We start from the raw sequence: 25829 nt of genomic DNA on the forward strand, positions 1-25829 counted from the left end.
CGGGCCGCACGGTGCGGCCAGGTGGTTTTCAAACGTCGTCGTGGAGTTAAAAAGAGGTTTACTGGCAGAGGCCTGACAATGGCGCGCAGTTTTACCAGCTTGTTTTTCAACGCCGCAAAAAAATTCAGCAAACTCCAGCGCGCGGCATTGCGCATGGCGGCCCCCAAAGCCGCCCGCAAGCGTACCGTGTCGGCGCGCAAGGCCGCCGTGGCGCGGCAGGCGGCCAAGACCGCCGCTTCTGCTGCGTCCAGCCTGGGCGCCGGCCGCTGGGAGGCCTCGCGGCAGTTCTCCGATGCGCTGGGCCGGCGCCTGACCTTCGCCCGCTACACCCCGGCCACCGCAACGCGCCAGGGCATGCCCCTGGTGGTGATGCTGCACGGCTGCCGCCAGACGGCGCTGGCCTTCGCGCGCGGCTCGCGCATGAACCAATGGGCGGATGCCGGCGGTTTCATGGTGCTGTATCCGCAGCAGTCCATGACCCGGCAGGTGCAGCGTTGCTGGCGCTGGTTCCAGCCCGACGCGCTGCACGGCGGGGCTGACGCCGACCTGATCGCCGCGCTGATCCAGTCCGAAGTGGCGCGCCACGGCCTGGACCCCGAACGCGTGTATATCGCCGGCCTGTCGGCCGGCGCCAGCATGGCCGCGCTGGTGGCCCTGCGCCATCCCGCATTGATCGCCGCGGTGGCGATGCATTCGGGGCCGGTGGTGGGCGATGCCCATACCGCGGCGGCGGGGCTTTCCACGATGCGGCGCGGCTCGGTCAAGCCGCTCTTGCCGCTGGTGCAGAGCGTGGCGGATCCGGCCGTGTTCCAGCTGGGCATGCCCGCCATGATCCTGCAGGGGCAGATGGACCCGGCTGTCGCGCCGCGCAACGCCAAGCAGCTGTTCGAGCAGTTCCGCGCCTTGAACGGCCTGGGCGCTGAAGACTTGCCGGTCGAACGCGTGCTGGGCCTGGGCACGGAAAAGGCCTATCGCCGCGTCGACCTGGTGCGGGGCCGCAAGACGGTGCTGCGGCTGTGCGAGATCACCCGGGTCGAGCATGCCTGGAGCGGCGGCGACGCGTCGGTGCGCTACCACGCCCGCAGCGGCCCGGATGCCTCGGCGTTGATCTGGCGGTTTTTCCAGGGCCAGCGCCGCGTCGCGATCGCGCAGTAAGGGGCACGCATCGTCATGCGAAACCCCTGCGCCGGGCCGGCAATGGCGCTATTGTTCCGGAATCGGGAATGGAGTTGTCGCGGCCACCGCCGGCCGCTTGAAAGCACCGGGCGCTAACATCGCCGCACGCTCGGAAATCCGGCGCCACGTCCGGCGTCGGCCGATCACGTCTTTCGGAAAAACATCATGTCTTTGTCCATGTACCAGGCCAGCGTGCCTGTCTTCATCCGCGGCCTGACCGTGCTGGCCACGCTGCTGGAAAAGGGCGCCGCCCACGCGGCCGCCAACGGTATCGATCCGGCCGAACTCGTCAATGCCCGCCTGGCCCCCGACATGTACCCGCTGTCGGGCCAGGTGCAACGCGCCAGCGATGCGTCCAAGTTTGCCGTGCAGCGCCTGTCGCAGGTCGAATCGCCCAAGTTTCCCGATGAGGAAGCCACGTTCGAACAGCTGCAAAAGCGCGTGGCCGACACCATCGCCTACCTGCAATCGGTGCCGGCCGACAAGCTCGACGGTGCCGAGGGCCGCAAGGTCACGCTCAGCTTCGGCGACTTCAAGCCCGAATTCCAGGGCGATGCCTACCTGCTGACGTTCGCGCTGCCGAACTTCTATTTTCACGTCACGACCGCCTACGACATCCTGCGCCATGCGGGTGTGGCGATCGGCAAGCTGGATTTCCTGGGGCCGTACAAGGCCTGATGGGGATGGCGCGGGGGCTGCCCGCTGACCTGGGGTCAGCCCGGACAGCTCGCCGCACCAGGGCATGGCCGCGTTCGATCGGCGACGCGGCGGGCCAGGCCAGGCCGGTCAAGCCGACCGGCCGGCGCCGCGCCACCGCATCGCCATCAGCCTTTTTTCTGCGCCTGATCGCCGCAGCCGCTCATCTCGCCCATCTTGGCCATGTTCTGCTGGATTTCCTCGGGCGTCAGGTCCTGCTTGTGGGTGGCCAGCGACCAGCGGTGGCCGAACGGGTCCATCACCTGGCCGTAGCGGTCGCCCCAGAACATGTCCGCGGCGGGCATCGCCAGCTGGGCGCCGGCCGCCACCGCCTGTTCGATGGCGGCGTCCGCATCCTGCACGTACAGGTGCAGCGTCACGGGCGAGCCCTTGAGCGCCTTGGGGCCCAGGCTGCCCCATTCGGGAAAATCATCCATCAGCATCAGGACCGAGTCGCCGATGCGGATGGCCGCGTGCATCACCTTGCCGTTGGGGCCGGGCAGGCGCGTCAGCTCCTGGGCGTTGAATGCCTTCTTGTAGAACGCGATCGCGTCCGACGCGCCCTCGCACACGATGTGCGGGGTGAGGGTGTGCATGCCGTCGGGAATCGCCTTGCTTGCGGGGGTTGCCATGGTGTGTCTCCGTGAATCGTTACGTATGGATGGGGTGGGATAGCTACTGTCGAGTAGGCTGCTGGTGCGCCGTCGGCCTGCTCTTGTCCTACGACGAACGGGCGGCGCCGGAATCGACAGCGCGCCCGAGTTTTTTTTATCGCGGGGCCACCTTGGCCACCAACGTGGCAAATCCGCCCCAGCACATGCGCTTGAAATCGAACACGCCCTCGCAGGACATGTTCGCCAGGCGCGGGTCGGCCATGACCTTGGCGTTGATGCGGTCGCGCTCGGCCTTGCTGGCAAAGGCGATCCACGAGAACACGACCGTTTCACCTTCGCGCGTGCCGGCCGCGGCGCTGAACGAACCGAAGCCTTCGCCGTCGATGTCGTCCGCCACGCATTCGCGAAATTCCAGCGCGCCGTATTCCAGCCAGATCGAGCCGGCGGTGTCGGCCATTTTCTTGTACGCGTCCAGGTTCGCCTTGGGCACGCTCAACAGGTAACCGTCTATGTACTGTTCCATCAGATGCTCCTTCTTGCCATGTTGTTGTAGGCGGCTGCCCAAGGCCCGCTTGCTCCCGGGAAACCGGCACCGGCCTCGTTGCCGGTAGATGCCACTGTATCGGGATCGGCGCCGCTTTCAGATAGGCAATTGCGACATCTTCAGGGTGGATTGCGACAGGTCTGAAGCGTATGCTTGGCGGCATGAAAAACATCGCGTTCCTGTTGCCCGGCGGCGCCAATATCGCCTCGCTGGAAACCGCCCGGCATGGCTTCCTGGTGGCCAACGAATACCTGGCCGCGCAGGGGCGCGAACCGCGCTTCCAGGTGCGCACGCTGGCCGCCACGCGCCAGGTCAGCCTGGACGACGGCCGCATCACCGTGCAGGCCGACCTGGTGCTCGACCAGGCGCAGGGCATCGACATCTGCATCGTGCCGCCGCTGCTGGGCGCGGTGTCCGATGCCGTGCTGTCCAACCGTGAACTGATCGAATGGCTGGCCGGCCATTACCGCCAGGGCGGCGAAGTCGCCAGCCTCTGCATGGGGGCGGCGCTGCTGGCGGCCGGCGGCCTGCTCGACGGCCAGCAGGCGGTGGTGCATTGGGTGGCGCGCGACCTCTACGCCAGCCTGTTCCCGTCGGTGCAGTGGTCCAGCGACCGCGTGGTCATGGCCGAAAACGGCATCTACACCAGCGGCGGCGCATTTTCAGCCGCGCACCTGGTGCTGCACCTGATCGAAAAATACACCGACCGCGACACCGCCATCTGGTGCGCCAAGTACTTCCAGCTCGACTGGAGCCGCCAGAGCCAGCTGCCGTTCTCGGTGTTCATGGGCCACAAGTCCCACGCCGACCAGGTGGTACGCGCGGTGCAGGACGAAATCGAAACCCGCTACACCGAAAAGATCACCGTCGAAGACCTGGCCGACCGCCACGCCATGGGCCGGCGCACGCTTGAAAGGCGCTTTCGGCAAGCCACCGGCAACAGCATCGTCGAATACGTGCAGCGCGTGCGCGTCGAAGCCGCCAAGAAGCGCCTGGAAAGCTCACGCAAGAGCGTGGCCGAAGTCATGTACGAAGTCGGCTACAACGACACCAAGGCGTTTCGCGACATCTTCAACAAGTACTGCGGCATGTCGCCCGTGGGCTATCGCGAACGCTATCAGTAAGGGGCCGGGCGCACCCCGGCCGCCCTGTTCCGGTAGTTCGCGCTGCTGCGCCCAGCACGCGCCGGGTAGCCGGGCGCGTCACCACGCCCAGCGCACGCCCACGCTGCCGGACACGCTGCGCTGGCGTTCGCCACCCAGGTTGGCCAAGCCGCTGGCGGCCGCGTACAGGCTGGTGGACTTGCCCACCTGCGCCGCCACGCCCAGGTCCACCTTGCCGGCCGTCTGGCCGACGTTGGCGCCCAGCACCGTGTCGCCGCCGAAGGTGGTGCGGTCATTGTCGCCAAAGGTGCGCAGCAGGTTCAGCCGCACGTACGGCTGCCAGCTCACGCGTGCCGATTCATAACGGCCCAGCAGCCGCAGGCCGGCGCGGCCCAGGAAGGTATTGCCGCGGTTGAAACCCACTGTCGATATGCCGTCGTCCAGGTCGTTGAACGACAGCCGTTGCCATACCAGCTGCGCCTGCGGTTCCAGCTCGACATTGCCGCCCAGCGGGATCGGCAGCCCGGCTTCCACCGACCCGGTGATGGCCCGGCCGTGCGTCGTGTCGCCGATGCCATCGCGCGAGCGCGGCTTGGCGTCCAGCGTGCTGCCCATCAGCACCACGTCGGTGTACCAGCCGCCCGGGCCGATGTGGGTCCAGTACGCGCCCAGGCTGTAGGCGTTCACGGCCAGGTGGCCGGCGTCCAGCCCTTGCATGCCCAGCGCAAAGCCGTTGACGTCGCCCGTGGCCCGCGCAAAACCGGCGAACAGGCCGAAGCGGTCACGGTGGCCGTTGTCGCCGGTGCGCGCATAGATATCCTGCCCGGCCTGCGCCCCGAAAATGTCGCCCTTGAACTGCGGGTTGGCGTCGCCGCGCTGGGTCAGGGTGTCGTGCCCGCCCCAGGCGCGCGCCCAGGCGGCCGGCAAGGCGCCGTCCTGCGTCAGCAGCGATTGCGCGCCCTGGCGGTCATGAAACGTGCCCAGTTGCTGGATGCCAAGCTGGCGCGCCACGCCGGGCAGGGCGGCATACACCGGCACTTCGGGGCGGTAGGTCACGATCGGGTCTTCGCCCGCGGGCGGCGGCTCGGGCAGCGGCGGCGTGCCGATGGCCGGGTCCGGCGGGTCGACCACGCCGTCCACCGACGGCACGCTGTTGCGCAGGTACCAGTTGTCGGCCGTGCCGGGCGTGATGCCGCCGTGCACCAGGTGGTATTGATAGGCGCCGGCCTTGACCGGGCCGGCCAGCATGAAGGCGCTGGGTGACGTGGTGGCGCCGTTGGCCGCCTGCACCACCTGGATGCCGTTGGCCACGGTTTCGGCGCCGGGGCCGCCGACGTTGTTGATCTGCAGCCGGGTCGATCCCGTCGCGGTGCCGCCGTTGACCACCAACTGGTCAGACGGCGCGCCGTCGCCGCCCAGGTAGGTGTTCAGCGCCAAGGTGCCGTTCTGGCCCACGTAGCTGCCGACGTTCAGGCGGTTGCCGACGCCCGCGCCGCCCAGTTGCACCAGCCCCGCGTTGGTCAGCGCGCCGTTGATGGTGAAGGCGCCGTTGCCGGAGGCGGCGAGCGCGGGCAGGGCGTTGGCCACGGCGATCGTGCCGTTGTTCGTGACGGCGCCGGTGACCGTGCCGTAGCCGCCCAGCGTCGTGCCCGCGGCCACGTTCACGGGGGCATCCAGCGTGCTGGCGACGTTCAGCGTGCCGCTGTCTACATAGACCTGGTTGAAGGTGCCGCTGCCGGTCCAGTTCCACAGCGAGCCTTGCATGTGCAGGGTGCCGAAGTTCAGGAACGCGTTGGCCGCCGTGCCGGTGCCTTGCAGCGTCAGGGTGTTGTTGCCGTTGCCGCCGTCCGCGCTGCCGTTGATGACCGAGCCGGTCTGCAGGATCAGCGTATTGTTGCCGTTACCCATGCCGATCGCGGTGCCGACGCCGCTTTCCACAAGGCCGGCGTTGGTCAGCGTGGTGTTGCCATTGAGCGTGCGGATGCCAAAGCCGTTCTGGCTGATGATGCGGCCGCCCGCCAGGTTTTCGATGGTTGCGGTGAAGCTGGAACTGACCGTGTTCGAAACGACCGCATCCGGGGACCTGACGCCGACCGCGCCGCTGGCCGAGATGGTGCCCGAATTCACCAGCCGCGCGTTATTGCCTTGCAGGAAGACGGTCTGGCTGCCCGCGCCGCTGGATTCAAGCGTGCCGCTGTTGGTGACGGTGCCGTTGCTGCCCACGACGGAGAGGGCGCGGGCGCTGGAGCCCGTGGTGGTCACGGTGCCGGTGTTGATGATGGTGTTGTCGTGCTGGCCCGTGCTGACGGCTCCCCATGGCGCCGTGATGCCGTAGGCAGACGGCCCCGAGGTCGAGATCGTGCCGTGGTTGATCAGCGTATTGCCGGAGCCGTCGACCGCCATGCCGTCGTTGGAGGCGCCGGTCGTGGTCAGGCTGGCGCCGGCGGCATTGGTGATCTGATTGCCGTCGCCACTTCCCAGCAGGACTGCGCCGCGGATGGTGCCTGTACCGCCGCCGCCCGTCAGCACAAGCTGGCCGCTGTTGGTGATGGTGCTGCCGGCCTCGACGCTGATGCCGATTCGATTGACCGCGCGCGTGAAGCTGCTGGTGGCCGTGTTGTCGATGTTGACGGTGACGTTAGTGCTGCCGGGCTGCGCCGCGACCGGGGCGATGCCCGTGCCGGAGCAGGTCACGGTGACGCCGCTGGCGGGCGCGGGATCGCTGCAAGCCGCCATCGCGGCAGGCGCTATCGCGCAGGAGAAAAGGGCGACGCTGCCGATACCGCTGCCGATGGCTTTCTTCATGGGCAATGTCCTTTGAAGGGAGATACGCCTCTTGCAAGAATGGCTCGACTTATAGCACTGCGGATTCTCGTTTGCGGGAATTGGTAGCAAATGATTGCGCTTTTTGCGGCGCAGCAGATGAGGGCGGCGGGTGCGCCGTGCCAGGCGATTCCGGTTGGCCGGACGCGGGGGGGCGCCGGGCGGGCTGCCGTGGTTGTCAGCCGCCGCGCCGCCGACGAAACGCCCACCAGCCCATCAGCACGGTAAAGGCAGCCACCAGCAGGCAGATGATCCAGAACCCGTGATGGTCGTCCGACAGCGGAATGCCGCCCACGTTCATGCCGAACAGGCCCGCCATGATGTTGATGGGCAGGGCCAGCACCGTCACCAGCGTCAAGGTGAACAGCGTTCGGTTGTTCTGTTCGTCCAGCCGCGCGGTCATTTCTTCCTGCAGCAGCTTGATGCGCTCGACCAGCCCGGCCATGTCGCCCAGCACCACCGAGAATTCCTCGGTGGATTCGCGCAGTTCCTGCACGTCGCGCGGCCGCAGCCACGCGGGCGGACGGGCCAGCAGCCGGAACACCGATCCCGGCTCGGGCGCCAGCGTGCGTTGCAGGCGCACCAGCACGCGGCGGGTGCCGGCCAGGTCCAGGCGGCCGGGGCCGCCGCGCGACGCCAGGAAATGGTCTTCGATGCCATCGACGTCCACACTGGCCTTGCGCACGATCTCCATCATCAGGTCGGCCTGATCGCGCATCAGGTGCGCCAGCAGTTGGGCGGGCGACTCGAACGGCTCGCCGCGCCGCACGTGCTCGCGCAACCGGTCCAGCGAGCGCAGCGGCTTGCGCCGCAACGTCACCAGCAGCCGACGGTGGGCACACACCCACAGCGTGGACACCTGGGCGGGTGTGCGGTCGAAGTCGAAGATCACGTCGTTGAACACCGCCACCAGCGCGCCTTCCTGCTGCTCGATGCGGGTGGAATGGGCGTCATCGCCCAGCATGGCGATGAAGGTGTCCGGCAGGTCCAGGTGGGCTTGCAGCCAGCGCACGCAGCCGGCCTGCGACAGGTTCAGGTGCAGCCACAGGAAGGCGCCGTCGTCCGGTGGGGCCTCGGGGCCGGTGGCCCGGCCGCGTTCCAGCAGGTCCGCGAGTGCGGGCGGGGCGATTTCGGTGGCGGCGCCGCCGCCCGCCGCGAAGCGGAACGCGCAGATCAGGCCGGAAATGTCGGATTGGTAGTCGGCCGGGGCCGCGGGCGTCGTCATGATGCGCGATGGTGACGCCAAAGCGTGACAGTTCTGAGACAGCGCGCCCGGCAGCCCGCGTGGCATCAGCTATATTTCAAGCGCGTTTCCTTCCCGCCTTTCCAGACCCAGACATTCCATGCCCGAAAAACCCGTCGAACCCCAAGCCGTCCTCAGCCCCAACGCCCGCTATGCGATCTTCCTGGTCGCCACGTTGAACCCCGGCGCCGACAACGCTGCCACCGTGCGCGCCTGGTGCGAAGACGTCGCCGCGCTGGTCCGCACGGTCGGCACCCGCGCCGTGGCAGCCGACCTGTCCTGTATCTGCGGTTTCAGCTCATCCGCCTGGGACACCCTGTTCGGCGCGCCGCGCCCGGCCTCGCTGCATCCGTTCCGCGAATTCGGCTCGGGCGACCGAGTGGCCGTGTCCACCCCCGGCGACATCCTGCTGCACATCCGCGCCGAAGCGATGGACGCCTGTTTCGAACTGGCCACGTTGCTGGTGGCCGGTTTGGGCACGGCCGCCAAGGTGGTCGACGAAGTGCATGGCTTCCGCTATTTCGACCGCCGCGCCATCATCGGTTTCGTCGACGGCACCGAAAACCCGCAGGGCTTCGAGCTGGCCGACTTCACCCTGATCGGCGACGAAGACCCGGCCTTTTCGGGCGGCAGCTACGTGCTGGTGCAGAAATACCTGCACGACATGGCCGCCTGGGAAGCCCTGCCCACCGAACAGCAGGAACGCATCATCGGCCGGCGCAAGCTCACCAACGTCGAGCTGGCCGACGACGTCAAGCCGTCGTATTCGCACAGTTCGCTGACCACGCTGGACGAGGGCGGCCAAGAGGTCAAGATCCTGCGCGACAACATGCCGTTCGGCCGCCCGGGCTCGGGCGAATTCGGCACCTACTTCATCGGCTACGCACGTTCGCCCGCACCCATCGAGCAGATGCTGGAAAACATGTTCGTCGGCCGTCCGGCGGGCAACTACGACCGCCTGCTGGATTACAGCCGGGCGGTCACCGGTGGCCTGTTCTTCGCGCCGTCGGCCGAGCTGCTGGAAGCGCTGGCCGAACGCGAACGCTGACGCGCATTGCGGGCGCGTCCCCCAGGCGAATGATGGCGCGGTGCGTGGCCGCCCGCGCGCACCCCGCAGCCCGGCGCCGTCAATCCGGAATCTGCGGTTCCACCAGCCGCATCAGCTGGGCCAGGGATTCCTGCCAGCCCAGGTAGCACATCTCGGTGGGTATCACCGCCGGGATGTTCTCCTGCACCACGGTCATTTCCGTGCCGCAGGACACCTTGCGCAGCGTGATGGTGGTCTGCATCTGGCCCGGCAGGTTAGGATCGTCGAACTGGTCGGTGTAGCGAATCTTCTCGTTCGGCACCAGTTCCAGGTACTTGCCGCCGAAGTCGTGGCTATGGCCGGTGCCGAAATTGCGGAACGACATCCGGTGCGAGCCGCCCACCTTGGCGTCCAGTTCATGGACCAGGCAGGTGAAACCATACGGGGGCAGCCAGCGCACGATGGCGTCGGGTTCGAGAAAGGCGCGGTACACGCGGTCGGGGGCGGCGCGCAGCACGCGGTGCAAAGTTACGGTTCCTGTCGTCATGGTCATTTCCGCCTTGAAGGGAAAGTGGGGGGATGTACTGGCTCGACGCATGAGCCTCCCGTAAATCGACAGGACACGGATCAGGATAAACCCTAGGGTGTCGGGGGCATCACCGCCCCGGCGCGAGCAAAAGGAGCATAGGCATGATCTCTGCACAAGACAGGCATTACCTGGCGCGCTGCGTCGAATTGGCGCGGCAGGCGTTGGCGCAGGGCGACGAGCCCTTCGGTTCGCTGCTGCTGTCGGCCGACGGCCAGGTGCTGTTCGAAGACCGCAACCACGTGGCCGGGGGCGACCATACGCGCCATCCGGAATTCGAGATCGCACGGTGGGCCGCCGCCAACCTGACGCCCGCCCAGCGCGCCGCCAGCACCGTGTACACGTCGGGCGAGCACTGCGCCATGTGCGCCGCTGCGCACGGCTGGGTCGGGCTGGGCCGCATCGTCTACGCCAGTTCCACCCCGCAATTGAGCGCATGGATGCAGGAACTGGGCTTTCCCGCGCCGCGGGTCAAGGCGCTGCGCATCACCGATGTCATCACCGACACGCCGGTGGACGGGCCGGACGCGGAATTGGCCGAACAGGTCGGGGCGCTGCACCGGGCGCGCCAGCGGCCGGCGGGGGCGGCGTCGGTCTGATGGGCGGCTGGCCAGCCTGAAGGGCCTGACCTGACTGACCTGACCGAGACGGGCCTGATCGAGGCGCGCCTGATCGAGCCGGCCGCCTAGCGCAGCAGCACGTCTTCGTAGAACGCGCCGATCGGCAGCGTCTGGTCGCGCACCTGGATCTCCAGCACCCAGATGCCGTCGGCCGGCACGAAGTCGGCGTCGGCCAACTGGTGCTTGCCATACAGCGCATGCGGAAAATCCGCCACGCGGTGGCCGGGAATCTCGCGCACCAGTTCGCAGCCGTGTTCGCGCGCATAGGCTTCGGCGCGGTCGTACAGGGCCGCGCCGCTCAGGCCTTGCAGCCAGGCCTCGCGGGTGCGGGCGAACACCTGGCGGGCGGCTTCGGCGCAGCGTTGGCGGTCGGCGTCCGCGCCCACCACGAAGGTGTCGCCATAGTCGCCTTCGTAGCCGTCCCAGACCGGGCCGATGTCCACCACGAACATGTCCTTGTCGCCCAGCCGGCGCTGGAAGTCGGTGGGATGCACGGCGGGTGACTGCGTGTCGGCGCCGAAGCGCACGTAGGTCGGGTGCCAGTTGTGCGATGCGCCCATGCGGCGCAGGTGCGCGTCGGCGGCGGTGATGGCTTCGCGCGTGGTCATGCCGGGCTGGATCAGCGCGGCGATCTCGCGCACCGCCGTCAGCGACCGCCGCCGCGCACGCAGGATGCCGTCCATGGTGAAGCGCGGGCTGACCCGTTCCCACGGGTGGGCCGGGGCGGGCGCCACGACGGGGCCGGCGCCGGTCGCGGGCACGAAGGCTTCGGACAGAAAGCGGTCGTCGGGCAGACCGGCCTGGCGCAGCCGGTCGCGCGCCGCGCGCACCATGGCGGGGTTGCCGCAAGCGTAGACCACCGTGCGCGCCCAGTCGTGGCTGGCGGCCGCGGCCCTGTCCTGCACGTAGGCATGGGCCTGCGGGGTCGCACCGGCGTCGTCTTGCGGCACCACCGCATGCCATTGAAAGCCGCCCTTGCCCAGCAGGGCATTGAGCATCGGCGCGGCATAGCAGTCGTCGGCCGAGCGGCCGCCCCAGTACAGTGTCACGCTCTTGATGGCCGGGCTTTGCAGCCCGGCCATCAGGATCGGGTACACGCCCGCATAGCCCGTGCCCGTGGCCAGCAGCACCAGGTGTTCGATGTCGTCCGGCCAGCCTTCGTCCGGCCAGGTGCAACCGCCCAGCGGACCTTCCAGCGCCAGGGTGTCGTCAGGCATCAGGCGCGGCAGCAGGCGTTCGGTGAAGCCGCCGCCGGGCATGCGGCGGATCTGGAATTCCAGCCGGGCCGGGCCCGCGGCCGACGGCAGGCTGGCGATGGAAAAGGGGCGCCGGCTGCCGTCTTCCAGCAGGAATTCGACGTGTTGGCCCGGTTGCCAGGCGAAGGCGTCTTCGCCCTGCACCTGCACGATCAGCTGGGTCACGTCTTCGGTCAGCGGCACGCGCGACACGACGACGGCCTCGCGGCGTTGCGCTTGCAGGGCGGGTTCGCGCCAATGCGGAAAGCGCAGCGCCAGGTCGCCCGCTGCGCGGCACTGGCACATCAGCAGTTCATCGTCGGCGGTGACGTACGTGCGTTCGGTGGGCGGGGCCAGGCGTTCGTGGCAGCCGTCCACCACCGTGGCCCGGCACGAGCCGCACTCGCCGCGCTGACAGGAAAAGGGCACCGGCACCCCCTGGGCCAACGCGGCGTCCAGCAGCGTCGTCGTGCCGTCGGTGGTGAAGTGGCCGGTATCGAGGGTGATGGTGTACAGGGAGGGCGTGGTCATGGCGCATTTCCGTTGATAGACCCGTGGGCGGGCGCATGGAGCGCAATGTAGCGATAGAATGGCTTTGTCTGCCAGGGCCATTTTTATGAATATGACCAAGCCACTTTTGCACGATGCAACCGGGGGTAGCCACCCGGAAACCCCGCCCGACACGCGGCGGGTTTCCCGCCGGGCGGCCCTGCGGGAAACCCGCCAGGAGGCCAGCCTGGACTTGCCGCTGGACCCGCCCCGGGCCGGAGAATCCAAGCAGACCTGGGTCTATCGCCAGATCCGCGAGCGCATCCTCAAAGGCGTGCTGCCCTCGGGCAGCCGGCTGCCGTCCACGCGCAGCCTGGCCGGACGCTGGCACATTGCCCGGTCCACGGTCGAGTCCGCCTACGACCAGTTGCACAGCGAAGGCTATACGGCGGGCACGGTCGGGTCAGGCACCTATGTGGCGGCGGTCATTCCCGATAATTTCTTTCGCGATGGCTTGCCCGGCGAGGCGGCGCAAGGGGGCGGCCGTCCGTCCACGCCGGCAGCGCCTGGCGCATCCTCCCCGTCACCGCGTGCCGTATCGGCACGCCCGGCGACCGGCTTGCCGCCGGTGCCGCCGCCGCGTTCAGAGCCGCCTTTCACGGCCCGCAGCGCCGACGCCTCGCTGTTCCCGATGGCGGCATGGAGCAAGGGGCTGGCGGCCAGCGCTCAGCGCGTCACGCCGTCGCAACTGGCCAACGAGGAATCGCAGGGCTGGCGGCCGCTGCGCGAGCAGATTGCGCGTTACCTGGGCGCGGCGCGCGGCATCGCCTGCGATGCCGACCAGGTGGTGGTGCTGACCGGCATCCGCGACGGCATCGACCTGAGTGCCCGCGTGCTTTTGTCGCCGGGCGACAAGGTGCTGGTGGAAGACCCCGGCTACCTCAATGCCGTGCCGCTGTTCAGCCAGTACACGCGCCGCATCACGCCCATCGCGATCGACGATCACGGTTTTTCGGTGGCCAGCGCCCGCCGCCAGCGCGGCGTCAAGCTGGTGCACGTCACGCCCGCGCACCAGTCGCCCACCGGCGTCACCATGCCCGTGTCGCGCCGCCTGGAACTGCTGGACTGGGCCGCGCAGACCGGCAGCTGGATCCTGGAAGACGACTACGACAGCGAATTCAACTACGACAGCGCCCCGCTGGCCGCCCTGAAAAGCCTGGACAGCGCCGACCGCGTGATCCACTGCGGCAGCTTCAACAAGACCCTGTTCAACGCGCTGCGCATCGGCTATGCGGTGCTGCCGCGGCCGCTGGTGGCGGCGTTCACGCGGACGCGCCACACCACGGGGCGGTCCAACAGCATCATCGAACAGATGACGCTGGCCAACTTCCTGGAAGACGGCAGCTTCGCCCGCCACGTGCGCCGTGTACGGCCCGTCTACGCGGCCCGGCGCGACCAACTGCTGCGGCTGCTGCGACAGGCCGCAGGCCCGTCGCCGCTGCGGGTCAGCGGCGAGCAGGCGGGCTTTCACCTGGTGTGGTGGCTGCCGCCCGGCATGGACCTGGCGGACCTGCTGCGCCGCGCACAGGCGCGCGGCATCGGCATCCAGTCGGTGGCCGACTTCTGCCTGCGCGTGACGATGCCGCCCGGGGTGGTCATCGGCTACAGCGCGCGCAGCGAGGCCGAACTGGAACAGGTGGGGGCGCTGCTGCGCGGGGCCGGCGCCTGATCAGACGGCCTTGTCCGCCAGGAACGCCTCGATCAGCGCCGCAAACGCCGGCGGGCATTCCTGCATCGGGTAATGGCCGCAGTTCGGCATCACCCGCAGTTGGGCGTTCGGATGCCACGCCAGGAACGTCTGCCGCATGGCGGCTTCGTCCAGCCCCGGGTCCTTGTCGCCCACGATCACCAGATACGGCGTCGTCAGCCCGCGCACCTCGTCCACGAAATCGGTGTGGACCAGCATGTCCAGGTAGGGAATGCGGCAGGCGGGCGCCACCGACGCGCGATGCCGCCGCAGCTTGGCCTGCGCCCAGCCGCGCCCCAGGCCGCCGGTCACGTATTGCATCAGGCGGCAAAAGGCCTCGTCGTCATGTGCCGTGCTGGCAAAGAACGCATACGCGTCCGGGCCCAGCCGATTGCCCGCGGCCGACACCGGGCACACGGCAATCGCCCGCTTGATGCGGTCAGGCGCATTCGCCGCCAGGCGCTGCGTGACCATGCCCGTCATCGAATGCCCCAGCACGTTAAAGCGCGGCCAGCCCAGGTGGTCGGCCAGCGCCAGGCAATCGGCGGCGATCTCATCGACCGTGCAGGCGCCCGTCAGGTGGCGCGACAGGCCATAGCCGCGCAAGTCCGCGAACACGTAGGTGCAGGCGTCGCCGTCCAGATAGGGCGTCATCGCGGCGTAGTTGCCGTGGTCGCCCAGCCAGTCGTGCAGCACCAGCACGGGTTCCGGGCCGTGGCCGTGGCGGACAAAGCCCAACAGGCTGGCCGCGGCGGCATCGTTGCCAACGTTCGGATGGGAGGAGGGGAGATGGGTCATTTCAAGGGTTCCTTCTGGGTTGGAAAAAGCCAAAAGAAACGCCCTCCCGGCGGACCGGGAGGGCGTCTTGAAAGAAGCATCATCATATCGGGTCGGCGGGCGAAAATCCAGTGCGGGAAAAATCCAGACGCGCAGCCCAGTACAACCCGCCGCAAGCACCCGCCCGGCGCCTTGTAGCAAAATAACGGCTGCTTTATCGCGTACGACACAGGAATTTCCCCATGCCCCAGCTCGACCTTTACCAAGTAGACGCCTTCACTGCCGCTCCCTTCGGCGGCAACCCCGCCGCGGTGGTGCCGCTGGACGCGTGGCTGCCTGACGCGACGTTGCAGCGCATTGCCGAAGAAAACAACCTGTCGGAAACCGCCTACTTCGTGCGCCAGGGCGATGTCTACGAACTGCGCTGGTTCACGCCCGCAGTCGAGGTCGACCTGTGCGGCCACGCCACGCTGGCGACGGCCTGGGTGCTGTTCGAACAGCTGGGCGTCAAGGACGACCTGCTGCGTTTTTCGACCCGCAGTGGCGAATTGCAGGTGCGCCGCGCCGGCAAGGCGCTGGCCATGGATTTCCCCGTCAAGCAACCGGTGGCTGAAGCCATCCCGGCCGCGCTGCTGCAAGCGCTGGGCTTGAAGGACGCGCGGGCGCTGTACCGCACCGACGACTACCTGCTGGTCATCGACGATGAAACCCTGATCGACGGCCTGAAGCCCGATTTCTCGGCGCTGGCCGCGTTTGACGTGCGCGGCGTGGCGGTCACGGCGCCGTCCACCCGCTACGACTTCGTGTCGCGCTGGTTCGGCCCGCGCGTGGGCGTCAACGAAGACCCCGTCACCGGCTCGGCCCACACCTCGCTCACGCCATACTGGGCCGAGCGCCTGGGCAAGACGACGCTGACGGCCGAGCAGGGCGGGGCACGCAAGGGGCAGCTGCAATGCGAACTGCCCAGCAACGGCCGCGTCATCATCAGCGGCCAGGCGGCGCTGTACCTGCGCGGCACGATCTACCTTTGACCCAAGGGCCGCCATGATCGACATCGACGCGTTGCGGGACGGCTTTGCCCGCTTCGGCGAACTCCGCCCGCAAGGCCGCGACGAATGGCGCGGCGATATTCCGCTGCCCGACGCGCTGGCCGATTTCTATGCCCGCATCGGCCCGTTGGGCAAGACTTATCACGCGCACATCGGCCCGGTCGGCGTCACGCTGTCCGAAACCAATGTGTGCTTTCCCGCGCTCAGCCGGCTGTGGGATTTGCAGGCCGGCTACCGCTGGGATGCCTCGAACGGCCAACGGGTGCCGGCCTGGCAGGACAACTGGCTGGTCATCGCCGACCTGAACGCCGATCCCTTCATCCTGGACACGGGCAGCGGCCGCATCCTGTATGCGATGCACGGCACCGGCACATGGGCACCCGACGACATCGCGCCCGACCTCTGGACCCTGGCCGCCGCCCTGGCCGCCGTGGGCGAGGTCTACCTGGACGCGGATGAAGACCTGCGCGACGACGACTGGGAGATCAAGCTGGCCTACCGCGACGCCGTGCTCGACCGACTGACCGCCGTGCTGGGCGACCGGGGCGAGGCCGAGCGCTTCTACGAGGTCCTGCAAGGCTAGCCTGAACGCTCGCGGACCGGGTTCGACGGCGCGCGCGAGGCTTCGGCGCGCCATTATCGAAAACCTATTCCCTCATCAGCACTTCAAATAACCCTGCGCGCCGCACCTGCCTAGAATCCCCGGTCATGACACCAAGAGGCCGCAACCGGCCCTGGAACCAAGGAGACAGAGGGCATGGACGCGGTATGGGTGGTGGCGATCGGCGCGGCGGTGGCGGGCTTCGTGCAGGGCCTGTCGGGCTTTGCGTTCGGCATGGTAGCCATGTCGTTCTGGGCCTGGGTGCTGGACCCGCGTCTGGCCGCCGCGCTGGCCGTCTTCGGCGCCTTGACCGGGCAACTGCTGGCCGTGTTCTCGGTGCGCCGGGGCTTTGACTGGCAACTGCTGTGGCCCTTCCTGGCGGGCGGCCTGGCCGGCATTCCGCTGGGCGTGCTGGTGCTGCCGCACCTGGACATGGACTGGTTCAAGGCCGTGCTGGGCGCCTTGCTGGCCTTGTGGTGCCCGGTCATGCTGATGTCGCAGCGGCTGCCGCGCATCGGCGGCAACCGCCTGGGCGATGGCGCCGTGGGCATGGTCGGCGGCGTGCTGGGCGGCATCGGCGGTTTCGCGGGCAGCGTGCCCACGCTATGGTGCACGCTGCGCGGCTTCAACAAGGACACCCAGCGCGCCGTGATCCAGAACTTCAACCTGGCGATGCTGTCGGTGACGATGGCCACCTACCTGGCCACCGGCATCGTCACCCGCGACATGGCGCCCATGTTCGCGGTGGTGGCGCCGGCCATGCTGATCCCCACGTTGCTGGGCACCCGCCTGTACATCGGCATTTCCGAAGTGACGTTCCGGCGCACGGTACTGGGCCTGCTGACATGTTCGGGGCTGACGTTGCTGGCGTCGTCGGTGCCGCAGTTGCTGGCGCGGTAGGCGCTACGCCAGCGCCACCCCGTCCCGCACACTCGCCGCAAGCATCTGCGCCGTCGCTGCCGACAACGTCCACCCCAGATGCCCGTGCCCGGTGTTGTAGAACACGCCGGGCCGCTTGCCCGGGCCGACGCGCGGCATCATGTTGGGGGTCATGGGGCGCAGGCCGCACCAGGGCACCACGCGTGACGTGCGTACGCCGGGGAAGTGCTTGCGGGTCCAGTCCACCAGCGGCTGGATGCGTTCGGCGCGGATGTCCATGTTGAAGCCGTTGAATTCCGCCGTGCCGGCCACGCGGAAGCGGTCGCCCAGGCGGCTGGTGACGATCTTGGCGGCTTCGTCGAGCAGGCTGACGGTGGGCGCGGCGGCGCGGCTGTCGGGCTCGTCCAGGTGCACGCTGATGGAATAGCCCTTGACCGGGTAGATGTTCAACGAGTCGCCCAGCTGGCGCGCGAACTGGCGGCTGGCGGCCCCGGCGCAGATGACGATGGCGCTGGCCTCGTGCTGTTCGTGTTGCGTGCCGCCTTCGCGGGCAATGTCCAATACGTAGGGCAGGCCGTCGCGGCTGATGGCGCGGATGTCGGCGTCCTGCTCGAAGCGCACGCCGCGGCGCACGCAGGCACGGGCCAGGCCGCTGGTGAATTTGTGGATGTCGCCGGTGGCATCGGACGGCGTGTAGAAGCCGCCGTGGCAGGCCGTTTGCAGCGCGGGTTCGATGGCGCGTGCTTCGTCGGGCGTGACCGCGTGGCGTTCCAGTCCGCCTTCGCGTAGCAGCGCGTTGGCGCGGCGTGCGGTCTCGAAGCTGGCGGCGTCGTGGTAGATGTGCAGGATGCCGCGCCGTTCCAGGTCGAAGTCGATGCCTTCTTCCTCGGCCATGGCGTACAGGTGCTGACGCGCCTCGATGGCCAGGCGGGTGGTGGCGATGGTGTTCTGGCGGTAATTGCGGATCTGCCCCATGAACTGGGCCAGCCAAGAATACTTGTGCCAGCTGAAGCGCGGGTTGAGCAGCAGCGGCGCATTGCGGCGGCCCAGCCAGCGCAGGCCCTTCATGACGGTGGCGGCGCTATTCCAGACTTCGGCGTTGCTGGCGGACAGCTGCCCGCCGTTGGCATAGGACGTTTCCATGGCGGGATAGCGCTGGCGGTCGTAGACCGTGACGTCGTAACCCAGTTTGCTCAAGGCGTACGCAGACGTGACGCCGGTGATACCGGCGCCGATGATGGCGATGCGGGGCATGGTGGCTCCAGATAGCGTGGCTGCGGCCAATTGGCAGCAGCACCCCATCTGTCTTGGTACCTGAGAGCTTCACCCGGGCGGTGTGCGCCGCGGGATCCCCTTCGGTGGGCGCGCTTGGCACCTCTCTCCAGATTGTCTACACCGCGCAGTCCTGTTGCCTGAGAGTTTCCGGGGCGGTTGCTCCGTCGGCGCCCGCCACGGGGGCGAGTCTCTTCTGCGGGGTTTTGAATCGACCGAAGCAGGATAGCCAAAATTTCGGCCGGACGAGACTTAGGGTTAGTACTAGGATGTGCCAATTTCGTCCTACACTGGGCGCCATTCGGCCGGCGCCAGCCGGTATGACGCGATAGGAAGAATGGCATGCGCCTGAGGGAAAAATTCCGTATTTCGATGTGGTTCCTGGCCCTGGCCGCAGGCGCCGGGCCCGCCATGGCGGCGGGGCAGCCAGCGCCAGCGACGGCCGCGTCCGGCGCACCAGTCGCTGCGGTGCCGCCGCAGGCTGCTGACGAGGCGATCAACGCCACCGTCGCCGAGGTCATGCGCCAATACGACATCCCCGGCATGGCGATCGCCGTCACCCGCAATGGCCAGCAGCGCTTTTTCAACTACGGCGATGCCTCGCGCGCACCGCGCAAGCCGGTATCGCCCGACACGCTGTTCGAGCTGGGCTCGATCAGCAAGACCTTCACCGTGACGCTGGCGGGCTATGCAGAGGCCTCGGGCAAACTGTCGTTGGGCGACAGCCCCGCCAGGTACGTGCCCGAACTGCAAGGCAGCGCGTTCGCCAAGACCACGCTGATCAACCTGGCCACGCACACGGCGGGCGGCTTTCCCTTGCAGGTGCCGGACGCCGTGCAGGACACGGCCCAGTTGATGGCCTATCTGAAGGCCTGGACGCCGCAATACGCGCCCGGCACGCACCGCACCTACGCCAATCCCAGCATCGGCATGCTGGGCGTGGTAGCCGCGCGCAGCCTGGGCCAGCCCTACGTGGCGGCGCTGGAGCAGGGCCTGTTTCCCAAGCTGGGGCTGCGCAGCACCTATGTGAACGTACCGCCTGAAAAAATGCCCGACTACGCCTGGGGCTACAACAAGCAGAACGCGGCGGTGCGGGTGAATCCGGGTGTGCTGGCGGACGAAGCCTATGGCGTGAAATCGACCGCCCGCGACATGATCCGCTTTGTCGAGGCGAACCTGGGCGTGGCGCCGGTGGATGCCGCCATCCAGCGCGCCATCGCGGCCACGCACACGGGCTACTACCAGCTGGGCGCGATGACGCAGGACCTGATCTGGGAACAGTACCGTTACCCGGTGTCGGTGGATGACCTGGTGGCCGGCAATTCGGCCAAGGTGGCCTTCGAGACCTTGCCGGTGCAGGCCTTGCAGCCGCCGAGCGCGCCGCAGCCCGCGACGTGGATCAACAAGACCGGCGCCACCAACGGCTTTGGCGCCTACGTGGCCTTCGTGCCGTCGCGCAAAGAGGGCATCGTGATCCTGGCCAACCGCAACTATCCCAACGAGGCGCGTGTACGGCTGGCGTTGCGGGTGCTGGAGACGCTGGATCGTTGAACGGCGGGGGGCTGTGCGGCGGCGCTGCCTGGCCCCTGGCCGTTGCCTGCGACGGTAATGCCGTCCACCCGGGCCCTGCCTATTTACCGCACGTCGCCCATTTCCCGGGCCGCGTCATGACGCGGCAGCAAGCCCATGATGCGCAACCGGTCGCACAGCTCCCCCAGCCGCCGCAGCTTGTAGGCGTCCACGTCCATGCCGGCGTAGTCGTAGAAGCCCTGGCCTTCGCGCAGGCCGTTGCGGCCGGCTTCCATGTTGCGCGCGATGATGTCCGGCGCGGCAAAGCGGGGGTCGATGGCATCGGCCAGATAGCGGGACGCGTAATGCAGGATGTCGCCGCCGCCCCAGTCGATGAATTCCAGCAGGCCCAACACCGAGAAGCGCAGGCCGAAGCCCAGCCGCACGGCGGTGTCGATGTCTTCGGCGCTGGCCACGCCTTCCTCGACCATGCGGGCCGCTTCGTTCATGGCCAGGGCCTGGATGCGCGGCACGATGTAGCCGGCCGCCGGGGCGCATTGCACTGGCGTCTTGCCGGCCAGCCGCAGCACCGCCAGCAGGTCCTGCAACGCGGCGTCCGCCGTCTGCGGGCCGCGGCTCACTTCCACCAGCGGAATGAGATACGCCGGGTTGAGCCAATGCGCGTTCAGAAAGCGGGCGGGCGCGTGCACCAACGCGGCCAGTTCGGTCACCAGGAAGGTGGACGTGGTGGACGCGATGACGCTGTCCGGCGCGCAGGCCCGCCCCAGCCAGGCGAAGGTGTCGCGCTTGACGTCCAGGCGTTCGGGCACGGCTTCGAACACGACCCGGGCGTGGGCCAGGTCCGCGTGGGCGTCGTCGCGGGTGGTCAGGCGCACGCGGCCCAGCGCAATGTCGGCCTGTGCCGCGTCCAGCAGGCCCAGCCGCGTCAGCGTGGCCAGTTCGCGCCGCAGGTCGCCCAGCACCCGCGCGAAATATTCGGCCTGTTCGCCGCGTTCGCGCGGCTTGATGTCGATCAGGGTGACGGGCAGCCCGGCATGGATGTACGACAGCGTGATGCCGATGCCCATGCGGCCGGCGCCGACCACGCACAAGGTCCTGTCCATGGTCAGGCTCCTTGCGCCAGCAACGCGGCCATGGCGCTGCGCGACAGGCCGTGCAGGCCCAGCGCTTCCAGCGTACGGCCTTCGGCATACAGGTCGCGGCCGGTCACTGCCGAGGCCACGCTGAGCAAGCCCTGCGCCACCGGCGTGGGCACGCCGGCCCAGCGGCTCGTCGACACCAGGAAGGACAGGCCCAGCCGCGTGTCTTCCAGCATGTAGCGGTGGCGGGCCAGGTCGATGTTCTCGCGCCAGTCGCCGCTGTCGGTCAGCTTGCCGTGCGCGCCGCGGCCGTACATCCATTCATCGCCCTCGGCGGCGTAGTGGTCGGCCAGCGGAAAGTGCGGCGCCGCATAGCCCAGCGCCGTGCGCACGGCGATGCGTTCGGCATCCAGCGCGTCGGTCACGCGGCGGATGGACGGTTGCGTGCCTTCGTTGTGGATGTCCCACTTGTCGAAGTGTTCCAGCGGGCCGGCGTTCATCAGGATCAGCGGCGGATGGATCACCGGCCCTGCGTTCATCAACGCGCCCGACAGGGCGTCTTCGATCGGCTCGATGCTGGGGTAGGCCTGCGCCAGCACCTCCAGGGCGGGGCCGGACAGGCGGCTGGGAAAGACGCCGGTGGGCAGGCGCGTGGCGTAGGCGCTGATCACGACGCGGTCGCCGTGCTTGCGCGCCAGGTAGGGCAGGGTGCCGGTCTCGGCAAAGGCCACCTCGGCCGGGTTGCCGGCGTCTTTCAGGGCGCGGGCGAACAGCAGGCTGCCGAAGGTGCCGGGCGGCAGGAACACCACCTGGCCGTCTTGCAGGTGCGGCGCCAGGTCAGGCGCCAGTGCGGCGTGGGACGTGGCCGGCAGCGGAATCACCAGCAATTGCGCGCCGTCCGTCGCGGCGCCCAGGTCAGCCGCCAGCTCCAGCTGGCCGGGGCCGTCGCCCAGCGGGATGCGGCGCGTGCCGCGATAGTCGGTCACCGTGAGGGCGCCGGCCTGGCGCAGGCTGTCGAACGCGGCCCCGTCGCGGCGCCACAGCCGCACACGATGCCCTTTTTCCACCAGGTCGGCCGCCGCCGCGTAGCAGCCGTGGCCGCCGCCAATAACGCCGATGCGCATGATCAAGCTCCTTCGATAGAGGCTTTGATCCTAGCGATGGGACAAGGCGCGGTCTGCGCCGAACGCGCAGGCGGGATACCGAATCGGCAAGCAAATGCAGGGCGGCGAGGTGCGTGACATGGCAGCGGCCGCAGTCCGGCGGCGATCAGGCGGCGACCAAGCAGCGATCAGGCAACGATCAGGCAGCGATCAGGCAGCGATCAGGCAACGATCAGGCAGCGATCAGGCAGCGACCAAGCACTGCTTCAAGCACCATCCCGCCGCTATCAGGGCGTACAGGCGCGGCGCTGCCTGAGCGTGTCGGACGGCAGGCAGCCATACCGCTTGCGGTAATGCGTGGCGAAGTGGCCGAAGCTGGTAACGCCGCAGCGCAGCAGGATGTCGGTGACGCTGTCGCCGTCCCGCGCTTGCCCCAGGGCGGCGTGCGCCAGCGCCAGCCGGCGGTTGCGCAGGTAGTCGCTGGGGCTTTGCTTGAGGAACTGCGTGAAGCCGTTCTGCAAGGTGCGGATGGACACGCCGCAATGCGCCGCCAGGTCGGTCAGGGCAATGGGCGCGTCGATGTGTTCTTCGATGTAGTCGCGGGCGCGGCGCACGTGCTGGGGCAGCGGCTGGCGGCGGTCGGCGCGCAGCGCATCGGAATAGTTGTGCGGCAGCTGGGTCAGCAGCAACGACACCAGATAGTCGGAAAAGCCCGCGGCCAGCGTCTGCGTCACGCCTTCAATGGCGGGGTGGCGGTACAGGCGGCACAGGTAGTCCAGCGTTTCCTGCACGGCGGCCAGGCCCGCCGAGCCCGGGGCAGCTTCCAGGTCGAACACCAGCGGCTGCTTGACCGGGCGGTCCAGCAGTTGCTGCAGGTGGCGCTCCAGGGCCTGGCGTTCGATGCGCAGGATCAGGCTGCGGCAGTCCTGGCCGATGCGGATGATGCTGCGTTCGGACGGCGACGAAATGGTCAGGCTGCCTTCGCGCAACAGCGCGCTGCGCTTGCCCAGCGTGACCAGCCCGGCGCCTTGCAGCGTGACGCGCACCAGGTAGTAGCGGGCGATGTCGCCGGCATCGATTTCGACGTCGGCGCCGTAGTGCAGGTCGAACAGCGCGGCGCTGCCGAAGAACACCCCGTACAGGCGCGAGCGCATGGGCTCGCCCGGGGCCACGCACATGCGGTGCGACCACAGGTGCTGGCTGACCTGGTCCGTGATTTCAGAGACATTGCCCGAATTGAGCAGGCAATGGCGTTGCAGCGGATAGGTGTCTTGGAACATGCTTTCCTGCGCCCCGGGAATAGCCGTTGCGCGCCCGGTATAGAGCCGGTGGACGCAAAGGCCTACAAAAGATGCAGCCATTGGGGCCTGCCGACGCAAGCCCGGATTGGCGAACCAGACAAGGGGACGCAGCCGCCACCCTGGCGGGGCCGGCGCGATCCCGTTGCGATACAAGGGAAAAACATGATGGGCGACCCCCGAAACGACGCGGCCAAGACCAGCTATGCCTACGAGTGGTATGTCGTCCTGATCTGCATGCTAGCGTACATATTTTCGTTCGTCGACCGGCAGATCCTGGCCTTGATGATCGAGCCCATCAAGCACGACCTGCAACTGTCGGACACCCAGTTCAGCCTGTTGCACGGGTTGGCGTTTTCGCTGTTCTACGCCTTCATGGGCATTCCCATCGCGCTGCTGGCCGACCGCTATTCGCGGCCCCGCATCATCGCCATCGGCGTGGCGTTCTGGAGCCTGGCCACCGCGGCCTGTGGCCTGTCGCGCAGCTTCGCGCAGATGTTCCTGGCGCGCATCGGCGTCGGCGTGGGCGAGGCCGCGCTGTCGCCCGCCACCTATTCGATGCTGAGCGACATGTTTCCGCGCCACAAGCTGGGCCGCGCGGTGGGCATCTATTCCATCGGCTCGTTCATCGGCGGCGGCATGGCCTTCCTGATCGGCGGCTACGTCATCAACCTGCTCAAAAGCGTGGACAGCGTGGCGGTGCCGCTGCTGGGCGCGCTGCGGCCCTGGCAGGTGACCTTCTTCATTGTCGGCCTGCCCGGGCTGCTGGTGGCGTTGCTGATTCTGCTGACCGTGCGCGATCCGCAGCGCCGCGGGGTGCGCCGCGATGCGGCCGGCCAGGCGCAAAAGCCCTCGGTGGGCGAGACCTTTCGTTTCCTGGGGCGGCATCGCGGCACATTCTTCTGCCACTACCTGGGGTTTTCGTTCTACGCCATGATCCTGTTCTGCCTGCTGGGCTGGACGCCGGCGTTCTATATGCGCAAGTACGGCCTGTCGCCGGTGGACGTGGGCTACATGCTGGGCGTGGTGGTGCTGGTGGCCAATACGGCCGGCGTGTTCTGCGGCGGCTGGCTGATGGATTGGTTGGCCAAGCGCGGCTACAGCGATGCGCCGCTGCGGGCCGGCGTCATCGGGGCGGTCGGCATGGCCGTGCCCGCCGTGGCGTTCACCCAGGTCGACGGCCTGTGGCTGTCGGTGGGCCTGCTGCTGCCCGCGATGTTCTTTGCCTCGTTTCCCATGCCCACGTCCACCGCCGCGATGCAGATCCTGCCGCCCAACCAGCTGCGGGCGCAGGTGTCGGCGCTGTTCCTGTTGATCTCGAACCTGATCGGCCTGGGGGCGGGCACGACGGCGGTGGCCTTGCTGACGGATCGGCTGTTCAAGCTGCCCGCGGCGGTGGGCCATTCCATGTCGCTGCTGATCGGGGGGGCCACGCTGCTGTGCGTGGGTCTTCTGGCCGTGGGCTGCGGCAAGTATCGGCGCAGTCTGGTGCGGGAAGAGACCCTGGCCGAGCAGGGGGCGGCCCCGGGCGGTGCGGCGCCCGTGCCGGCGCGGGCTACGCCTTGACACATAAGGGTTACGGCATGTGCCCGCGGGCGCCACTGCCGCAGATGGGCTATAAAGCTGTTTCAACTCATCACTGCGCAGGCTCGCGCGGGCGCCGGACGCTCGGCCCTTGGCCGATAATCCCCCCGTCGCCCCGAAGCCGGATTTTTTCATGCCCCGCGTCACCCCTCGTCTTGCCCTTCCGTTGTGCGCTGCCCTGGCAGCCGTCCTGGCGGGATGCGCCGCTCCCAAAGCCGCCTTCGAAAAAGAAGACTTCACCCAGAACGACACCTATTCCCGGACGGTCGCGGCGGGCAGCAACACGGCGTGCGACGCCGGGCGGCGGGCCTTGCTCAGCCAGGGCTACAACATCGACAAATTCGAAGGTTCGCGCGTCACCGGCCACAAGAATTTCCAGGGCGACGACGGCCAGCACACGCAGATCAGCTTCAACATCGATTGCGCCTCGGACGGCGCCGCCAACGAGCGCGCCACCGTGTTCGCCAACGCCGTGCAGGACCGCTATTCCATCAAGCGCACCTCCAGTTCGGCCAGCGTAGGCGTGAGCGTGCTGGGGCAGGTGTCGATGCCGTTCGGCGCCAGCGACGATTCGCTGGTCAAGACGGCCAGCCAGACCGTGTCGCGGCCGGCGTTCTATGAAGGTTTCTTCCAGCTGCTGCAGCGCTTCCTGCCGGACGCGCAGGCCGCCGCGGCGCCCCATGTGCCGCCGCCCGGCCGCGGCAAGGCCGCCGCGCCCAAGCCGCCCGCGGACCCCGTGACCACGCCGGACGCG

At 68.3% G+C, this 25829-nt stretch carries 23 protein-coding genes and 2 riboswitches; of the genes, 12 read left to right on the top strand and 11 right to left on the bottom strand.

From position 1 onward, the window contains the following. Positions 1 to 153 precede the first annotated feature (153 nt). Complete coding sequence (locus tag HV798_RS29165; RefSeq protein WP_232786479.1) at positions 154 to 1155, top strand: extracellular catalytic domain type 1 short-chain-length polyhydroxyalkanoate depolymerase; 1002 nt, start codon at positions 154 to 156, stop codon at positions 1153 to 1155. 186 nt (positions 1156 to 1341) lie between these two features. After that, positions 1342 to 1854 carry a DUF1993 domain-containing protein gene (locus HV798_RS29170; protein ID WP_025135677.1) on the top strand — a complete coding sequence of 171 codons (513 nt, stop codon included), beginning with the start codon at positions 1342 to 1344 and terminating at the stop codon, positions 1852 to 1854. A gap of 146 nt (positions 1855 to 2000) precedes the next feature. Here HV798_RS29170 and HV798_RS29175 read toward each other — a convergent pair whose 3' ends face one another. Together HV798_RS29175 and HV798_RS29180 are read right to left on the bottom strand one after the other, a co-directional pair. After that, entirely contained in the window at positions 2001 to 2504 is a 504-nt protein-coding gene (locus tag HV798_RS29175) for a VOC family protein (RefSeq protein WP_025135678.1), read from the bottom strand. A gap of 136 nt (positions 2505 to 2640) precedes the next feature. Beyond that, positions 2641 to 3009, bottom strand: a complete 369-nt coding sequence (locus HV798_RS29180) for a DUF1428 domain-containing protein (RefSeq protein ID WP_175196028.1) — start codon at positions 3007 to 3009, stop codon at positions 2641 to 2643. A 170-nt stretch (positions 3010 to 3179) separates the two neighbouring features. Here HV798_RS29180 and HV798_RS29185 point away from each other — a divergent pair, with 170 nt between their 5' ends. Then, the gene (locus HV798_RS29185; protein WP_025135680.1) at positions 3180 to 4154 is read left to right on the top strand and encodes a GlxA family transcriptional regulator; all 975 of its coding nucleotides are present in this window, start codon (positions 3180 to 3182) and stop codon (positions 4152 to 4154) included. Positions 4155 to 4232: 78 nt separating this feature from the next. Here HV798_RS29185 and HV798_RS29190 read toward each other — a convergent pair whose 3' ends face one another. Both HV798_RS29190 and HV798_RS29195 read right to left on the bottom strand, forming a co-directional pair. Continuing rightward, positions 4233 to 6938, bottom strand: a complete 2706-nt coding sequence (locus HV798_RS29190) for an autotransporter family protein (RefSeq protein ID WP_175196030.1) — start codon at positions 6936 to 6938, stop codon at positions 4233 to 4235. A gap of 196 nt (positions 6939 to 7134) precedes the next feature. Further along, positions 7135 to 8181, bottom strand: a complete 1047-nt coding sequence (locus HV798_RS29195; RefSeq protein ID WP_025135682.1) for a transporter — start codon at positions 8179 to 8181, stop codon at positions 7135 to 7137. Between the two features lie 118 nt (positions 8182 to 8299). On the opposite strand from HV798_RS29195, the gene HV798_RS29200 reads away from it, so the two are divergent. Beyond that, a complete protein-coding gene (locus tag HV798_RS29200; RefSeq protein ID WP_175196032.1) occupies positions 8300 to 9247 on the top strand; it encodes a Dyp-type peroxidase in 948 nt (315 codons plus the stop codon). Positions 9248 to 9326: 79 nt separating this feature from the next. Here the strand turns inward: HV798_RS29200 and HV798_RS29205 are convergent, their stop codons facing one another. After that, a complete protein-coding gene (locus HV798_RS29205; RefSeq protein WP_175196033.1) occupies positions 9327 to 9773 on the bottom strand; it encodes an SRPBCC family protein in 447 nt (148 codons plus the stop codon). A gap of 143 nt (positions 9774 to 9916) precedes the next feature. Between HV798_RS29205 and HV798_RS29210 the strand changes: the two genes are divergently transcribed. Continuing rightward, positions 9917 to 10411 carry a nucleoside deaminase gene (locus HV798_RS29210; RefSeq protein WP_175196035.1) on the top strand — a complete coding sequence of 165 codons (495 nt, stop codon included), beginning with the start codon at positions 9917 to 9919 and terminating at the stop codon, positions 10409 to 10411. A gap of 86 nt (positions 10412 to 10497) precedes the next feature. Here the strand turns inward: HV798_RS29210 and HV798_RS29215 are convergent, their stop codons facing one another. Then, entirely contained in the window at positions 10498 to 12198 is a 1701-nt protein-coding gene (locus HV798_RS29215) for a M24 family metallopeptidase (RefSeq protein ID WP_175196037.1), read from the bottom strand. A gap of 91 nt (positions 12199 to 12289) precedes the next feature. Between HV798_RS29215 and pdxR the strand changes: the two genes are divergently transcribed. Continuing rightward, positions 12290 to 13885 (top strand): MocR-like pyridoxine biosynthesis transcription factor PdxR, encoded by a 1596-nt coding sequence (gene pdxR / locus HV798_RS29220; protein WP_175216621.1) that lies wholly within the window; start codon positions 12290 to 12292, stop codon positions 13883 to 13885. Here the strand turns inward: pdxR and HV798_RS29225 are convergent, their stop codons facing one another. Beyond that, the gene (locus HV798_RS29225; RefSeq protein ID WP_175196042.1) at positions 13886 to 14701 is read right to left on the bottom strand and encodes an alpha/beta fold hydrolase; all 816 of its coding nucleotides are present in this window, start codon (positions 14699 to 14701) and stop codon (positions 13886 to 13888) included. Between the two features lie 221 nt (positions 14702 to 14922). On the opposite strand from HV798_RS29225, the gene HV798_RS29230 reads away from it, so the two are divergent. From HV798_RS29230 to HV798_RS29240, 3 genes are all read left to right on the top strand, one after another. Further along, positions 14923 to 15711 (top strand): PhzF family phenazine biosynthesis protein, encoded by a 789-nt coding sequence (locus HV798_RS29230; RefSeq protein ID WP_175196044.1) that lies wholly within the window; start codon positions 14923 to 14925, stop codon positions 15709 to 15711. 13 nt (positions 15712 to 15724) lie between these two features. Beyond that, complete coding sequence (locus HV798_RS29235) at positions 15725 to 16312, top strand: SUKH-4 family immunity protein (RefSeq protein WP_175196046.1); 588 nt, start codon at positions 15725 to 15727, stop codon at positions 16310 to 16312. Positions 16313 to 16486: 174 nt separating this feature from the next. Then, positions 16487 to 17230, top strand: coding sequence for a sulfite exporter TauE/SafE family protein (locus HV798_RS29240; RefSeq protein ID WP_175196048.1), 744 nt, complete (start codon positions 16487 to 16489; stop codon positions 17228 to 17230). 3 nt (positions 17231 to 17233) lie between these two features. Here the strand turns inward: HV798_RS29240 and HV798_RS29245 are convergent, their stop codons facing one another. Continuing rightward, entirely contained in the window at positions 17234 to 18463 is a 1230-nt protein-coding gene (locus HV798_RS29245) for a D-amino acid dehydrogenase (RefSeq protein ID WP_175196050.1), read from the bottom strand. A gap of 44 nt (positions 18464 to 18507) precedes the next feature. After that, a riboswitch (glycine riboswitch) is annotated at positions 18508 to 18598 on the bottom strand. Position 18599: 1 nt separating this feature from the next. Beyond that, positions 18600 to 18690: riboswitch (glycine riboswitch) on the bottom strand. Positions 18691 to 18892: 202 nt separating this feature from the next. Between HV798_RS29245 and ampC the strand changes: the two genes are divergently transcribed. Next, positions 18893 to 20032 carry a class C beta-lactamase gene (gene ampC / locus HV798_RS29250; RefSeq protein ID WP_175196070.1) on the top strand — a complete coding sequence of 380 codons (1140 nt, stop codon included), beginning with the start codon at positions 18893 to 18895 and terminating at the stop codon, positions 20030 to 20032. Positions 20033 to 20115: 83 nt separating this feature from the next. On the opposite strand, the gene HV798_RS29255 is transcribed toward ampC, so the two are convergent. The 3 genes from HV798_RS29255 to HV798_RS29265 all read right to left on the bottom strand — a co-directional run bounded on the left by HV798_RS29255 (position 20116) and on the right by HV798_RS29265 (position 23473). Then, positions 20116 to 21114 carry a 3-hydroxybutyryl-CoA dehydrogenase gene (locus HV798_RS29255; RefSeq protein WP_175196052.1) on the bottom strand — a complete coding sequence of 333 codons (999 nt, stop codon included), beginning with the start codon at positions 21112 to 21114 and terminating at the stop codon, positions 20116 to 20118. Positions 21115 to 21116: 2 nt separating this feature from the next. After that, entirely contained in the window at positions 21117 to 22214 is a 1098-nt protein-coding gene (locus HV798_RS29260; RefSeq protein WP_175196054.1) for an NAD/NADP-dependent octopine/nopaline dehydrogenase family protein, read from the bottom strand. 266 nt (positions 22215 to 22480) lie between these two features. Continuing rightward, positions 22481 to 23473 carry an AraC-like ligand-binding domain-containing protein gene (locus HV798_RS29265; RefSeq protein ID WP_025135694.1) on the bottom strand — a complete coding sequence of 331 codons (993 nt, stop codon included), beginning with the start codon at positions 23471 to 23473 and terminating at the stop codon, positions 22481 to 22483. A gap of 183 nt (positions 23474 to 23656) precedes the next feature. Between HV798_RS29265 and HV798_RS29270 the strand changes: the two genes are divergently transcribed. Both HV798_RS29270 and HV798_RS29275 read left to right on the top strand, forming a co-directional pair. Then, positions 23657 to 25057, top strand: a complete 1401-nt coding sequence (locus tag HV798_RS29270) for a spinster family MFS transporter (protein ID WP_175196057.1) — start codon at positions 23657 to 23659, stop codon at positions 25055 to 25057. A 151-nt stretch (positions 25058 to 25208) separates the two neighbouring features. Further along, positions 25209 to 25829, top strand: a 621-nt coding sequence (locus HV798_RS29275) for a DUF2242 domain-containing protein (RefSeq protein ID WP_175196059.1), incomplete at its 3' end; no start/stop codon positions are given.

The organism is Achromobacter deleyi, from assembly GCF_902859705.1.
GTDB classification, from domain to species: Bacteria; Pseudomonadota; Gammaproteobacteria; order Burkholderiales; family Burkholderiaceae_B; genus Achromobacter; species Achromobacter deleyi.